This window comes from Zobellella sp. DQSA1 (genome assembly GCF_041950555.1).
Classification (GTDB): Bacteria; Pseudomonadota; Gammaproteobacteria; order Enterobacterales; family Aeromonadaceae; genus Oceanimonas.
In genome coordinates, this window is the sequence record NZ_CP169531.1 from 4142688 (window position 1) to 4157330 (window position 14643).

General features: G+C 64.2%; 12 protein-coding genes. 8 read left to right on the forward strand and 4 right to left on the reverse strand.

Annotation, left to right across the window (positions count from 1 at the left end; translation table 11 throughout):
• Window positions 1-2 precede the first annotated feature (2 nt).
• Window positions 3-1223 (reverse strand): type II secretion system F family protein, encoded by a 1221-nt coding sequence (locus tag ACEVBK_RS19645; protein ID WP_375056553.1) that lies wholly within the window; start codon window positions 1221-1223, stop codon window positions 3-5.
• A 1-nt stretch (window position 1224) separates the two neighbouring features.
• A complete protein-coding gene (gene gspE / locus ACEVBK_RS19650; RefSeq protein WP_375056554.1) occupies window positions 1225-2937 on the reverse strand; it encodes a type II secretion system ATPase GspE in 1713 nt (570 codons plus the stop codon).
• A gap of 226 nt (window positions 2938-3163) precedes the next feature.
• On the opposite strand from gspE, the gene gdhA reads away from it, so the two are divergent.
• From gdhA to urtE, 6 genes are all read left to right on the forward strand, one after another.
• The gene (gene gdhA, locus ACEVBK_RS19655) at window positions 3164-4516 is read left to right on the forward strand and encodes an NADP-specific glutamate dehydrogenase (RefSeq protein ID WP_375056555.1); all 1353 of its coding nucleotides are present in this window, start codon (window positions 3164-3166) and stop codon (window positions 4514-4516) included.
• A 254-nt stretch (window positions 4517-4770) separates the two neighbouring features.
• Window positions 4771-6081, forward strand: a complete 1311-nt coding sequence (urtA, locus tag ACEVBK_RS19660; RefSeq protein ID WP_375056556.1) for an urea ABC transporter substrate-binding protein — start codon at window positions 4771-4773, stop codon at window positions 6079-6081.
• A 382-nt stretch (window positions 6082-6463) separates the two neighbouring features.
• Window positions 6464-8062: an urea ABC transporter permease subunit UrtB gene (gene urtB, locus ACEVBK_RS19665; RefSeq protein WP_375056557.1), complete on the forward strand. Its 1599-nt coding sequence runs from the start codon at window positions 6464-6466 to the stop codon at window positions 8060-8062.
• Between the two features lie 3 nt (window positions 8063-8065).
• Complete coding sequence (urtC, locus tag ACEVBK_RS19670; protein WP_375056558.1) at window positions 8066-9172, forward strand: urea ABC transporter permease subunit UrtC; 1107 nt, start codon at window positions 8066-8068, stop codon at window positions 9170-9172.
• Window positions 9169-10014 (forward strand): urea ABC transporter ATP-binding protein UrtD, encoded by an 846-nt coding sequence (urtD, locus tag ACEVBK_RS19675; protein ID WP_375056559.1) that lies wholly within the window; start codon window positions 9169-9171, stop codon window positions 10012-10014. Before urtC ends, urtD begins: the two co-directional genes overlap by 4 nt.
• On the forward strand, window positions 10014-10712 hold the full coding sequence (gene urtE / locus ACEVBK_RS19680; RefSeq protein WP_375056560.1) for an urea ABC transporter ATP-binding subunit UrtE: 699 nt from the start codon (window positions 10014-10016) through the stop codon (window positions 10710-10712). Before urtD ends, urtE begins: the two co-directional genes overlap by 1 nt.
• A gap of 120 nt (window positions 10713-10832) precedes the next feature.
• On the opposite strand, the gene ACEVBK_RS19685 is transcribed toward urtE, so the two are convergent.
• Window positions 10833-11198, reverse strand: coding sequence for a DUF4168 domain-containing protein (locus ACEVBK_RS19685; RefSeq protein ID WP_375056561.1), 366 nt, complete (start codon window positions 11196-11198; stop codon window positions 10833-10835).
• Window positions 11199-11408: 210 nt separating this feature from the next.
• On the opposite strand from ACEVBK_RS19685, the gene ACEVBK_RS19690 reads away from it, so the two are divergent.
• Window positions 11409-12872 (forward strand): ATP-binding protein, encoded by a 1464-nt coding sequence (locus ACEVBK_RS19690; protein WP_375056562.1) that lies wholly within the window; start codon window positions 11409-11411, stop codon window positions 12870-12872.
• Window positions 12844-14205 (forward strand): sigma-54-dependent transcriptional regulator, encoded by a 1362-nt coding sequence (locus ACEVBK_RS19695; protein ID WP_375056563.1) that lies wholly within the window; start codon window positions 12844-12846, stop codon window positions 14203-14205. Before ACEVBK_RS19690 ends, ACEVBK_RS19695 begins: the two co-directional genes overlap by 29 nt.
• Here ACEVBK_RS19695 and ACEVBK_RS19700 read toward each other — a convergent pair.
• Window positions 14202-14552 (reverse strand): RidA family protein, encoded by a 351-nt coding sequence (locus ACEVBK_RS19700; RefSeq protein WP_375056564.1) that lies wholly within the window; start codon window positions 14550-14552, stop codon window positions 14202-14204. The genes ACEVBK_RS19695 and ACEVBK_RS19700 overlap by 4 nt on opposite strands.
• Window positions 14553-14643: the final 91 nt, after the last annotated feature.

The following is a 14643-nucleotide window of genomic DNA, read 5'->3' on the forward strand; positions in this document are numbered from 1 at the left end:
CCCTATATGGGCAGTTCACTGATGCCGAGAATGGCCACCAGGATGGAAATGATGATGCCGGCGATGATGACCCCCAGGCCGACGATCAGCACCGGTTCCAGTATGGTCAGCAGGCGCTGAATGGCGTTTTCCACTTCCCGGTCGTAGGTATCCGCCACCTTGAGTAGCATGTCTTCCAACTGACCGGTTTCCTCGCCCACCCGGATCATCTGTATCGCCAGGGGCGGAAACTGGCCCGATGCCTGCAAGGGTTCGGCCAGTCGGCGCCCTTCCTTCAGGCTGCCGGCGGCTTCGCTCAGGGTGTTGGCCAGCAACTGGTTGCCCAGGGTATCGCGGGCGATGGTGAGGGCGCTGAGCAGGGGCACGCCCCCTTTCATCAGGGTGCCCAGGCTGCGGCTGAAGCGGGCCACCTCCAGCCGGCGGATCAGCTCCCCGGCCAGGGGCAGGCGCAACACGAAGCGGTCCCAGGCCAAGCGCTTGCCGGGCTGGGCCAGTTGGCGCCGGCCGTAGATCAGGCCCAGCAGGATCAGCAGCAGCAGCCAGAGACCCATGTCACGCAGGAATTCGGCGGTGCCGATCACCACCCGGGTGGAAAACGGCATGGCCTGGCCCATGTCGGCAAACAGCTGCTGGAACTGGGGGATCACATAGGTGAGGATGATCAGCAGGGATACCGCCGATACCAGCAACAGTATGATGGGGTAGATCAGCGCCGACATCGCCTTTTCCCGGAGCTGGCGGCTGCGCTCCATGTATATCGCCAGATCGGACAGGCCCTGCTCCAGGTTGCCCGATATCTCGGCGGCCCGGATCATGTTCAGGTAGAAGGGGGAGAAGGCCGCGTCCTGCTCGGCCAGCACCGCCGACAGGGGCTGGCCGCGCTGTATGCCTTCGCGGATCTGGCCGAGCAGGCGGATGTCGTCGGCATGGCTGCGTACCTGTATCATGATGCCGAAGGCTCGCTCCAGAGGGACACCGGCCTTGAGCAGGGCGGCCAGATCCTGGGTCAGCACCTGGATCTGGCGCTCGCCCACCCGTTTGCGGCCCGTCCGCAGCCCCAGCCCGGAGGTGGCGGGTCCCCGGCCGTCGGCCGGCTCCACGCTGAGCGGGATCAGACCCCGCTGCTGCAGCTGCAGCACTATGCTCTGCTGGTCGCTGCCTTCCAGCCGGCCTTCCTGCACCTCGCCGCTCTGGCTGACCGCCTTGAAGTAGAACAGCGCCATTTCAGGCCTCCTGGGTGACCCGGATCACCTCTTCGACATTGGTGATCCCCTGCAGGGCCTTGTGCAGGCCGTCGCCGTACATGGTCCTCATGCCGTGACGAATGGCGGCCTCCTGGATCTTGCCGGCGTCGGCGTGGCTCAGCACCAGCTTGCGGATATCGTCGTTCATGGTGAGCAGCTCCTGGATCGCCAGCCGGCCGTGGTAACCGGTGCCGGCGCAGCGGGCGCAACCCACCGGCCGGAACAGGCGGATGGGTTCGTCCGGGACGAGCGGTGCCAGTTTCAGCTCCCGCACCAGTTCCGGCAGCGGCTGGTAGCCTTCCTTGCAGTGGGGGCAGAGCACCCGCACCAGGCGCTGTCCGATCACCGCATTGAGGGTGGAAGTGAGCAGGTAGTCCTCCACCCCCATTTCCAGCAAGCGGGTCACGCTGCTGGCGGCGTCGTTGGTGTGCAGGGTGGACAGCACCAGGTGGCCGGTGAGGGCCGACTGCACGCAGATGCGGGCGGTTTCCAGGTCGCGCATTTCCCCTACCATGATCACGTCCGGGTCCTGGCGCACGATGGAGCGCAGGGCGCTGGCGAAGCTGAGCCCGATACTCGGCTTGACCTGTATCTGGTTGACCCCCTCCAGTTGGTATTCAACCGGATCTTCCACCGTGATCAGCTTGCGGTCCGTGGTGTTGAGCTGGTTGAGGGCGGTATAGAGGGTGGTGGTCTTGCCGCTGCCGGTGGGTCCCGTGACCATCAGCATGCCGTGGGGGATCTTCAGCACCTGGCGCAGCCGGGCCTTGGTGTCTTCGGCAAACCCCAGGGCGTCGAAGTCCAGTACCACACTTTCCCGGTTGAGCAGCCGCATCACCAGGCTCTCGCCGTGCATGGTGGGCACGGTGGACACCCGGATATCCAGCTCCATACCCTGGATTTTCAGTTCGATACGACCGTCCTGGGGCAGCCGGCGCTCGGCGATGTTGAGCCGGGCCATGATCTTGATGCGGGAGAGAATGGCCGGGGTCATGTTCACCGGCGGGGCCTCACTCTCCTGCAGCACGCCGTCGATGCGGTAGCGGATCTTGAGCCGGTTTTCGAACGGCTCTACATGAATGTCGGAAGCGCGCAGATCCACCGCCTTCTGGATGATCAGGTTGACCAGGCGGATCACCGGCGCCTCGCTGGCCATGTCCTTGAGCTGGGCGATACTTTCTTCCGTTTCCTCTTCCTGTTGCACCGCAGAGAGGATGTCGCCCATCTTGCTCTGGCCTTCGCCGTAGAGTCGTTCTATGGCGGCGGTAATCTCCGAGTTCACCCCCACCTGCAGCCGCACCGGCTGGCGGCACATCATGGCCATGGCCCGGGCGGCGAAGTGGTCCCGGGGGTCGACCATGGCCATCACCAGGGCATCCGGCTCCTGACGGAGCGGCACCAGATGATGCTCCTTCAGAAAACGGTAGGCGAGGGGGGTGTCCAGGGGCGGGGCCGGGGGGTATTCCTCGGCGGTAGTGAGTGGCAGCCGGGTGAGTTCGGCCAGACTCTTGGCCAGCTCCCGCTCCGACATCATGCCCAGATTGAGCAGCAGGGAGGCAAGGGATCCGCCATCGGCCTGCCCCTGGCGCATGCGTTCCAGACGGGTTAGCTCTTTCTCGGTGATGTGGCCCTGCTCGATCAGGGCCTGTCCCAGGCGGGTGTCGTCGGGGGAGGACGACTCTTTTGTATCCATACGCTTTCTCCCTGCATCTTCGATCAAGCATAGACTGCTTTAGACGATTACCGGGGAAGGGAATTCGGAGGGGATCAGCGTCAGATGAGAATAAATATTCTAATTTTTGGTATATATATTTGTTGTGCAGGCATTGACCGGATACCGCCATCCATATTTCAATAGAAGAGGGTCTTAATGTGTATCCCAAATAAAAATTTTACAAAATTATAACAAGGAAGATATCGTGACGTATATCCACGACACCATCGTCAAGCTCCAGAAAACCAGCCCGGCACAAGCAGAGTTCTATCAGGCGGTAGAGGAGGTGCTCGACTCGCTGCAGCCGATCCTCGAAACCAGTGAGAAGTACAAGCTGCACTCCATCATCGAACGCATGATCGAGCCCGAGCGCCAGATCATGTTCCGGGTGCCCTGGGTGGACGATCAGGGCAAGGTGCAGGTCAACAAGGGCTACCGTATCGAGTTCAACTCGGCCCTGGGGCCTTATAAAGGCGGCCTGCGTTTCCACCCCAGCGTGAACGCCGGCATCATCAAGTTCCTCGGCTTCGAGCAGATCTTCAAGAACGCCCTCACCGGCCTGCCCATCGGCGGCGGCAAGGGTGGTGCCAACTTCGATCCCAAGGGCAAGTCCGACGGCGAAATCATGCGTTTCTGCCAGTCCTTTATCAACGAGCTGTACCGTCACATCGGCCCCACCACCGACGTGCCCGCCGGCGATATCGGCGTGGGCGCCCGGGAAATTGGCTACATGTTCGGCCAGTACAAGCGCCTCACCGGCCACTACGACGGCGTCTTCACCGGCAAGAGCCTGCTGTGGGGCGGCTCTCTGGTGCGCAAGGAAGCCACCGGCTACGGCTGCGTCTACTTCGCCCAGTACATGCTGGCGGACAAGGGCGACACCCTGGCCGGCAAGCAGTGCCTGGTGTCCGGTGCCGGTAACGTGGCCATCTACACCATCGAGAAGCTGTACGAACTGGGCGCCCGCCCGGTGACCTGCTCCGACTCCAGCGGCACCCTCTACCATGAAGCCGGCATTGACCTTCAGACCCTGAAGGAACTGAAGGAAGTGCGCAAGGTACGGCTGAACGAATACCTGGTTGCCCACCCGGACGCCAAGTTCATCCCGGTGAACGACTATCCGGCCGACGGCCATGCGGTATGGCGCATTCCCGCCCAGCTGGCCTTCCCCTGCGCCACCCAGAACGAACTGACCGAGGCCGATGCCAAGGTACTGGTGGCCAACGGGGTGATCGCCGTATCCGAAGGCGCCAACATGCCCTCCACCCAGGATGCGGTGGAAGTCTTCCTCGATGCCAGGATCTGCTACGGCCCGGGCAAGGCGGCCAATGCCGGCGGCGTGGCCACCAGCCAGCTGGAGATGGCCCAGAACGCCAGCATGCAGCGCTGGAGCTTCGAGGAAGTGGACGAGAAGCTGAAGGTGATCATGAAGAACATCTATCTCAGCGCCAGCACCACCGCCGCCGAATTCGGCGAGCCCCACAACCTGGTGCTGGGCGCCAATATCGCCGGTTTCCGCAAGGTGGCTGACGCCATGATCGAACAGGGTGTGGTGTAAGCGGGCTCCTCGCTTCCCCTCGTCTAAAAGGCCCGGAGTTCCGGGCTTTTATTTTTTCAGCCCGTCTTGCCCACTCATGGTGCGCGCTTTGCCTCCCCTTCTTTCGACTGCACCATGTTGGACGCAAAGGGTCCACGCCAGTTACCTCGTAATGGGTATCCTCCTGGTTTGAAAGCTGATTTGCTTGCTGGCACAGCCTTTGCTTCAAGCGAAGCAGGCAATCGAAAAAAGTGTTTCAGCACAAGGAGCTTATCGTGAAAAAATCCCTCTGTTATTCCGCCCTGCTGGCCGCCGGCCTGGCAGTCTTTCCCGCCCAGGCCCAGGACGAGGTGATCAAGGTCGGGGTGCTGCACTCCCTGTCCGGCACCATGGCCATCAGCGAGTCCACCCTGAAAGACACCGTACTGATGCTGATCGAGCAGCAGAACGCCGCCGGCGGCCTGCTGGGCAAGCAGTTGCAGCCGGTGGTGGTGGATCCGGCCTCCAACTGGCCGCTGTTCGCCGAGCGGGCGCGGGAGCTGCTGGCCCAGGAGAAGGTGGACGTGATCTTCGGCAACTGGACGTCGGTGTCGCGCAAGGCGGTGCTGCCGGTGGTGGAAGAGCTGAACGGCCTGCTGTTCTACCCGGTGCAGTACGAGGGTGAGGAGTCTTCCCAGAACGTGTTCTACACCGGCGCCGCGCCCAACCAGCAGGCCATTCCGGCGGTAGACTACCTGATGCAGGAGCTGGGCGTGGAACGCTGGGTGCTGGCCGGTACCGACTATGTGTACCCGCGCACCACCAACCGCATCCTCGAGGCCTACCTCAAGGATCATGGCGTGGCCGAGGCCGACATCATGATCAACTACACCCCCTTCGGCCATTCCGACTGGCAGAACATCGTGGCCGAGATCAAGCGCTTCGGCAGCGCCGGCAAGAAGACCGCCGTGGTGTCCACCATCAACGGCGACGCCAACGTGCCCTTCTATCGCGAACTGGGCAACCAGGGCATTGATGCCGCCGACATCCCGGTGGTGGCCTTCTCGGTGGGCGAGCAGGAGCTGTCCGGCATCGACACCGCCCCCCTGGTCGGCCACCTGGCGGCCTGGAACTACTTTATGAGCGTGGACACCGACGCCAACGGCGACTTTATCGATGCCTGGACCGCCTTCTCCAAGAACGACGCCGCCGTGACCAACGACCCGATGGAAGCCCACTATATCGGTTTCAACATGTGGGCCGAGGCGGTGCGCAAGGCCGGCACCACCGAGGTGGATGCGGTAAAGGACGCCATTATCGGGGTGACGGTGCCCAATCTGAGCGGCGGCTACGCCACCATGCTGCCCAACCACCATATCACCAAACCGGTCCTCATCGGCGAGATCCAGGACGATGGCCAGTTCGAGGTGGTCTGGCAGACCACGGGTACCGTGATGGGCGACGCCTGGTCCGATTACCTGCCCGGCTCCAAGGATTTGGTGGCGGACTGGACCGCGCCCATGCGTTGCGGCAACTACAACGTGACCACCGGCAAATGTGGCGGCAGCCAGGCCAAGGCGGAAGCCCAGGCGGCGCTGGGGAACTGAGCCGGAAACCAGTCTCTTGGTCACGAGTCTGGTTGTCTGATTTTACGCAGAGAAGAAGCAACAGGGCCACCACCGCCGACACGCTGTGAATACCTCCTTGTACGCTCGCACATGCCGGATGTCGCGGCGGAGCCCCATGGATGGGTTTACGGCGTGCCGGAGGAGTAGTGCCCTTTGGCCGATGTTTACGCCTTATCAAAAGTCGACAAAAACTTGTGACCAAGAGTCAGGCTGGCTTAAACGGGCAACACAGTTCCTACGAGAGGAATAAGAGGGGGTTGGTACAGATGGACCCCCCTCTTTCGCGGGGTGACCCTGCTCAAGGTAGCGACGGCATCTCCCGGGGCGGACCCGGAAACGTTGGGAAACAAAGGATAACACCATGAATATTCTCAGGAGCCTGATGCTCAGGCTGTTGCTGGTGGCGGGGCTGTTGGCTCCGGCGCTGCCGGTGGCGGCCCAGGTTGATGCCGGCCAGGCCTTGCTCGAGGCGCTGGATACGCGCGCCTTCGCGGCCAAGGGCGAGGCCATCGACGCCATCGTCGCCAGCCGGGATCCGCGGGCGCGGGACTGGCTGGCGGCACTGCTCGACGGCCGCCTGCAACGCGGCAAGGCAGACCGGCGCTTCGTGCTGGTGATGAGCACCGGCGGCTGGCAGTGGCCGGTGGTCGATGCCCTTAACAATGAAGATCTGGGCACCCTGGGGCGCCGGGATCTGGATCGGATCAGCATCAACAACAGCCTGCGCAACCAGTTGCGCAGCGCCCTGGCGGTGCTGGATCTGTACGCGGACGATCCGGCCCTGCGGCGGGCCTCGGCCGAGCGGCTGCTGGGCGAGGTGGATGCCGAGCTGGCGGCCACCCTGGCGGCGCTGATCCCGGCAGAGGCCGATGGCCAGACCCGGTGGCGGCTGACCCAGGCCCTGGCCATCCACCGGCTGGAGCAGGGCGATATCAGCGCCCTCGAGGCGTTGGCAGGCAGCCTGCACAACCGGGTGCGTATCGCCCTCAGCCGGGCGGCACAGGGCGACGGCGAGCTGGCCGAGGCGGCCCGCAAGGCGCTGGCCGGCATAGAGCAGAACCTGAAGCTCAACCGCGCCGCCGAGACCCTCTATTTCGGCCTCAGCCTGGGTTCGGTGCTGGTGCTGGCGGCCATCGGCCTGGCCATCACCTTCGGGGTGATGGGGGTGATCAACATGGCCCATGGGGAGTTGATCATGCTCGGCGCCTACACCACCTGGATGCTGCAACAGCTGCTGCCGGGGCAGCCGGGGCTGGCGCTGCTGCTGTCCATTCCCGCCGGCTTCCTGGTGGCGGCGCTCGTCGGCATCGCCATCGAGCGTGGCGTCATCCAGTTCCTCAAGGGGCGGCCGCTGGAAACCCTGCTGGCCACCTTCGGCGTCAGCCTGATCCTGCAGCAACTGGTGCGTACCCTGATCTCTCCGCTCAACCGCACCGTGGTCACCCCCGAGTGGATGAGCGGCTCCCTGGTGGTGAACGACGCCCTGTCGCTCACCCTCAACCGGCTCTATGTGCTGGGCTTCGCCCTGCTGGTGTTCGCCGGCCTGATGTGGGTGATGAAGGGCACCCGGCTGGGGCTGGAGGTGCGCGCCGTGACCCAGAACCGCACCATGGCCCGGGCCATGGGCATCCGCGCCACCCGGGTGGACATCCTCACCTTCGGGCTGGGCTCCGGTGTGGCCGGCCTGGCCGGGGTGGCCCTGTCCCAGCTCACCAACGTGGGCCCCAACCTGGGCCAGAACTACATCATCGACTCTTTTATGGTGGTGGTGTTCGGCGGCGTGGGCAACCTCTGGGGTACCCTGGTGGCCGGGCTCTCGCTCGGGGTCTTCAACCAGATCCTGGAGCCCTGGGCCGGGGCCGTGCTGGCCAAGATTATCGTGCTGGTGTTCATCATACTGTTTATTCAAAAACGGCCACGCGGGCTCTTCCCGCAGAAGGGCCGGGCGGCGGAGGCATAACGCATGTGGTTGACCCAACCCCTCAAAGAGCGCCAGACCCGGGTTTTTCTGGCGGTATTGCTGGCGGCCCTGCTGCTGGTGAGCCTGGCCAACCTGCTGTTGCCGGCGGCGCACCCGCTGCACGTCTCCACCTACACCGTCACCCTGCTCGGCAAGTACCTGAGCTATGCCCTGCTGGCGGTGGCGGTGGACCTGGTGTGGGGCTATCTCGGCATCCTCAGCCTGGGTCATGGCGCCTTCTTCGCCCTGGGCGGCTACGCCATGGGCATGTACCTGATGCGCCAGATCGGCGACCGGGGCGTGTACGGCCACCCGGAGCTGCCGGACTTTATGGTGTTCCTCAACTGGGACAGCCTGCCCTGGTACTGGGCCGGCTTCGACATGGCCTGGTTTGCCTTTTTGATGGTGCTGCTGGCGCCGGGACTGCTGGCGCTGGTGTTCGGCTTCCTGGCGTTCCGCTCCCGGGTGACCGGGGTGTATCTCTCGATCATCACCCAGGCGCTGACCTTCGCCCTGATGCTGGCCTTTTTCCGCAACGAGATGGGCTTCGGCGGCAACAACGGCCTCACCGACTTCCGCGAACTGCTGGGCTTTGACCTGCGCGCCGACGCCACCCGGGTGGGGCTGTTCATCGCCTCCGGTATCGCCCTGGCGCTGGGCTACTGGCTGTGCCGGGCCATAGTGCTGAGCAAGCTGGGGCGGGTGTGCGTGGCCTCGCGTGACGCCCAGGCCCGCACCCGTTTCATCGGCTACCGGGTGGAGCGGGTGCAGCTGTTCGTGTTCGTGGTGTCCGCGATGCTGGCCGGGGTGGCCGGCGCCCTCTACGTGCCCCAGGTGGGCATCATCAACCCCAGCGAGTTCTCGCCGCTGTTTTCCATCGAAATCGTGGTGTGGGTGGCCCTGGGCGGCCGCGCCACCCTCTACGGCGCCGTGTTGGGTGCCCTGCTGGTGAACTACGCCAAGACGGTGTTCACCGGGGTTATGCCCGACGCCTGGCTGTTCGCCCTCGGCGGCCTCTTCGTGGTGGCTACCGTACTGTTGCCCAGGGGCATCGCCGGCCTGCTGGCCCGCCGCCGTTCTTCCACCGCGCCCAAGGAGGCAAGTGCATGAACATGTTCAAATCCCTGGCCCGCCGGGACCAGGTGTTCGACTTTATGGTGCCCGAGATGTCGCCGGTGGACGTGCGCCACGGCCCCATCCTCTATCTTGAGGATGTGAGCGTGAGCTTCGACGGCTTCAGGGCCATCAACAACCTCAACCTCACTATCGACGACGGCGAGCTGCGCTGCATCATCGGCCCCAACGGCGCCGGCAAGACCACCATGATGGATATCATCACCGGCAAGACCCGGCCCGACCGGGGCCAGGTGTGGTTCGGCAGCAAGCATAACCTGCTGCGGCTGTCGGAGCCGGAGATCGCCAGCCTGGGCATCGGCCGCAAGTTCCAGAAGCCGACGGTGTTCGAGGAACTGACGGTAATCGAAAACCTGGAACTGGCCATGGCCGCCGACAAGCGGGTACTGCCCACCCTGACCGCCCGGCTGAGTTCGGAGCAGCGGGATCGCATCCACGAGGTGGTGGCGCTGATCGGCCTCAAGGCCGCCGGCCACGAGCTGGCGGGCATCCTCTCCCACGGTCAGAAGCAGTGGCTGGAGATCGGCATGCTGCTGATGCAGCGGCCCCGGCTGCTGCTGGTGGACGAGCCGGTGGCGGGCATGACCGAGCAGGAAATGGAGCTGACCGCCGAGCTGCTGACCCGGCTTGCCGGCAAGGGCAAGCAGTCGGTGGTGGTGGTGGAGCACGACATGGGCTTCGTGCGCTCCATCGCGCGCAAGGTGACGGTGCTGCACCAGGGCTCGGTGCTGGCCGAAGGCACCATGGACCAGGTATCCAACGACCCGCGGGTGATCGAGGTGTACCTGGGGGAAGAAAGCGGCGCCGAGGTGGCCTGATGCTGACAGTCGACAAATTGAACCAGTTCTACGGCGAGAGCCACACCCTCTGGGACCTGAGTCTGGCGATCCCCCGGGGTCGCTGCACCTGCGTGATGGGCCGCAACGGGGTGGGCAAGACCACGCTGCTCAAATGCATCATGGGTGAGGTGGCGGTGAAGAGCGGCAGCATCCTCCTGGACGACGGCACCGAGCTCACTAAAAAGCGGCTGGAGGACAGATCCCGGCTCAGGCTGGGTTATGTGCCCCAGGGCCGGCAGATCTTCCCGCTGATGACGGTGGAGGAAAACCTGCGTACCGGCCTGGCGGCCCGGGGCGACGGCCTGCGCCGGATCCCGGAGCGAGTCTACGAGCTGTTCCCGGTGCTGAAGGAAATGCGCCAGCGCCGGGGCGGGGATCTGTCCGGCGGCCAGCAACAACAACTGGCCATCGGCCGGGCCCTGGTGCTGGAGCCAGAGCTGCTGATCCTGGACGAACCGGGGGAGGGCATACAACCCAATATCGTCGCCGATATCGGCCAGGTGATCCGCCGGCTGATGGAAGAAGACGGCCTCACCGTGCTGCTGGTGGAGCAGAAGCTGCCCTTCGCCCGCAAGTTCGCGGATCGCTTCGTGATCCTGGATCGGGGCCGGCAGGTGGCCAGGGGCGAGATCGCCGACTTGTCTGACGATCTTATCAAACGGCACTTGACGGTGTAGATCGGTCAGGATCCTGGCATCGATCTTGTTGCACTGCAAAAACAAAAAGCCCGGGAGACCGGGCTTTGTCGTTAGGGTTGCAATGGCATGGGGCAAGGATGTCCCCATGACTGTTTTGGCTTAGCGCAGGGCCTCGAGCCGCTGCTGCAGTTCGGGGCTGGTCTGCAGCTGGTTGGCGATCAGGTTGTAATCCTCGAGTGACAGGCCGGATTCGGTGACGGCATCCACCATGCTTTCGTTGGCTTCCTGCTGGATGGCCTGGGCCTGTTGCTCATCTTCCACCTGGCTCAACTTGGCCATGGCTTCTTCCTGTAGCCGATTGATCTTGTCCAGGGCGGTGGCGAACTGCTCGAGCTGGGCATCATCGATGCTGGCGGCAGGCTGGGCCGCTGCTGGCGGCATGGCAGCATCGGTCTGGGCGATCGCCGGGGCGGTGGCCAGCAGCAGGGCGGATAACAGGGCGGAAGCGGTCAGGGTCTTTTTCATTATGGACTCCTTGGTTGGCGTTGTTGATTCCCCCTGACTAAGGCCAGGATCGTGCCAACTTCCACGTTGTGATTTTAATTTTTTGTTTTATAAGGATATTTTTATTATTGCGTGGGTTACTGTCGTAGCGGATGCCACAGTGCCGGACTGGCTTTGTATCTTTTTGTCATAGTGTTGATTATCCATTCGAGACAGGATGATACAGATCTTATGTACAACAGGATAAAGAACAGGGTCGGGGGAGGGGGCATCGGCTGGCGGGTGGTGCTCTATGTGGTACTGCCCCTATGGCTGATCCTGGCGCTGGGCGTCGGCCTGACCCTGCACCATGTCAACCTGGCGCAGAGCGAGCGGCTCAAGGAGGACATCAAGCTGATCGCCAGGGCGGTAAGCGGACCCATCGGCGACGCCCTGGCCGGCGGTGATATCAAGGGGGTGGAGCGCACCCTGTCGGCGGTGTTCTCCATCGGCCAGGTCTATGGCGCCTCGGTGTTCGACGCCGAGGGACGAGTGCTGGCGTCGTCCGGCATCGCCGATGTCAGCCTGCGCAACAGCCCGGCGGCGACCCAGGTGATGCTGACCGGAGAACAACAGGAGTTATATCAACGGACCGCGGGCCGGGACGTGTTTTCCCACTTCGTGCCGTTGACCGATGCGGGAGGCCGTATCAACGGCCTTATCCAGATCACCCGCCGGGCCAAGGATTTTGAGCAGTCGTTCGCCCTGCTGGCCAGAACGGCCTGGTTCGGCTGGCTGATTTTCGGGGTGCTGATGATGGGCGTGGTGATCTGGGGCCATTACCGGGGGCTGGGGCGCCACGTCAACGCCCTGGTGGCGGTGATGGACAGGGTAAAGGCCGGCGACTGGCAACAGCGGGCGGCGCTGGCCGGCCCCCAGGAGCTGCGCCGCATTGCCCTGGGGTTGAACGAGATGCTGGTGGAAATCCGCAACCACCAGGCCCAGGAACGGGCGCTCAACCGGCGCCTGCGGCACCAGCAGAAGATGGCGGCGGTGGGCACAGTGGTGGGCGGCATCGCCCATGAGCTGGGGGCCCCGCTTAACGTGATCGACGGCCGTGCCCGCCGGCTACAGAAGCAGACCGATGAACCCGAAGCCCAGCGTCAGCTGGCCGCCGTTCGTGGTCAGGTATTGCGGTTGTCGCGCATCGTGCGCCAGCTGCTGGATTTCAGCCGGCCCGAATCCCGGGAGATCGAGCCGGTGGAGCTGAATCGGCTGCTGGAGCAGAGCTGTGCCGCCGTGCGGCACGAACAGTGGTCTGCCGCCGATCTGCGCCTGCCTCCGCCCGGAAAACCGGTTTGGCTGCGGCTCGACGGCGCCAGGCTCGAGCTGGCCCTGGTCAATGTGTTGCGTAACGCCCTGCAGGCGGCGCATAGCCGGGTACAGGTTGCCGTACGGGAGCAGGAGGAGCGGCTGAGCATCGAGATCACCGACGATGGCCCCGGTTTCGCCCTCGACCCCGACCAACTGGTGGCCCCCTTCGTCACCACCAAACCCAAGGGCGAGGGCACCGGCCTGGGGCTGGCCATAGTGCACAACATCATGGCCGAGTTGGACGGCAGCCTGACGCTCACCACCGGGTCCGGCGGTGGCGCCCGGGTGATACTGACACTTGCGAGGAGTTCCCATGCCCAAGGCATTCATACTACTGATTGAAGACGACGCCGCCCTGGCCGAGCTGTTGCAGGAAGAGCTGGAGGCGGAATCCTACCAGGTGCGCCACGCCGGCTCGGCGGAGCAGGCCAGGGAAGCGTTGGCGCGGGAGTTGCCGGATCTGGTGATCAGCGACGTGCGCCTGCCCGGGGCCGACGGTCTCAGCCTGCTGCCCCTGCTCAAGGGGTTGGAGCCGGCGCCGGCCATGCTGATCATTACCGCCTTCGGCACCGTGTCCCAGGCGGTGGCGGCGCTCAAGGCCGGCGCCGACGACTTTCTCACCAAGCCCTTCGACATGGATCACTGCCTGATGACCGTGGCCCGGCTGCTCGAGCACCGGGGCCTGAAGCAACAGCTGGATCGGGTGCTCAAGGGCGAGCGCTTTCACGATATCCTCGGCCAGAGCCTGCCCATGCGCCGGCTGTTCCAGCAAATCCGCCAGGTGGCCGGCGCCGAAGGCCCGGTATTGGTACAGGGCGAGAGCGGCACCGGCAAGGAGCTGGTGGCCCGGGCCCTGCACCGGGAGAGCGGCCGGGCCGGCGGGCCCTTCCTGGCGGTGAACTGCGCCGGCATTCCCGGCGAGCTGCTGGAAAGCGAATTTTTCGGCCATGCCAGCGGCGCCTTTACCGGCGCCAGCAAGGCGCGGACCGGCCTGCTGCGGGAGGCCGACGGCGGCACCCTGCTGCTCGATGAAATCGGCGAGATGCCGCTCGAGCTGCAGGCCAAGCTGCTGCGGGTATTGCAGGAAGGCACCCTGCGCCCGGTGGGCTCGGATAGAGAGCTGACGGTGGACGTGCGCATCATCGCCGCCACCCACCGGGATCTGGAACAGAAGGTGGCGGAGGGCAGTTTCCGCGAAGATCTGTTCTACCGGCTGGAGACCTTTTCCCTGCGGGTACCGCCGTTGCGTGAGCGGGGCGAGGACATAGAGCGGCTGGCACAGCTGTTCCTGCAACAGGGACGGGAGCGCAGCGGCAAGGAGGTCGGAGGCTTCGGCCCGGACTGCCTGGAGCTGTTTCACCGTTATCCGTTTCCCGGCAACGTGCGCGAACTGCAAAACGCGGTGGAGCGGGCCCTGGTGTTCTGCGAGGAAGAGTGGATCCAGCCTGCCCACCTGCCGGCCCGGATGCTGAAGGCGAGGGCCGAATTGCCTGCTCCCGCCGTGACCGACTGGCAGGACCGGGCCCGGGAGCAGTTGCCGCCGCTGAGCGAGCTGCAGCGCGACTATATGCGTTATGTGCTGCAGCAGACCAAGGGTAACAAGCAGCGGGCGGCCGAGATCCTGGGGGTGACCCGGCGCACCCTGTACCGCTGGCTGGAGCAGGAAGGGGTTTAACGCTCGGCGGCGATCACCGAGATTTCCACCCGCAGCTCGGGGCGGGCCATGGCGGCTTCCACACAGGCGCGGGCGGGGGCATGGCCTTCGGGCACCCAGGCGTCCCACACCGCGTTCATGGCGGCGAAGTCGGCCATGGTTTTCAGGTAAAGGGTGGCGGAGAGGATGTGCTCCCGGCTCGAGCCGGCTTCCAGCAGAAGTTCGTCCACTTTTTCCAGCATGGTACGGGTCTGTTCGGTGATATCCTGAGTGGCGTCCTTGCACACTTGGCCGCACAGGTAGAGGGTGCCGTTGTGCTTGACGATGCGGCTCATGCGTTGGCCGATCTGCCGGCGTTCAATAGTCATTTGTACTCCTGTTATACGATAATAATGGCAACATCTGCCAACCATTACCGATTGGTATGCCGATGTAAACTTTTTGGGATAGAAAAGGTGG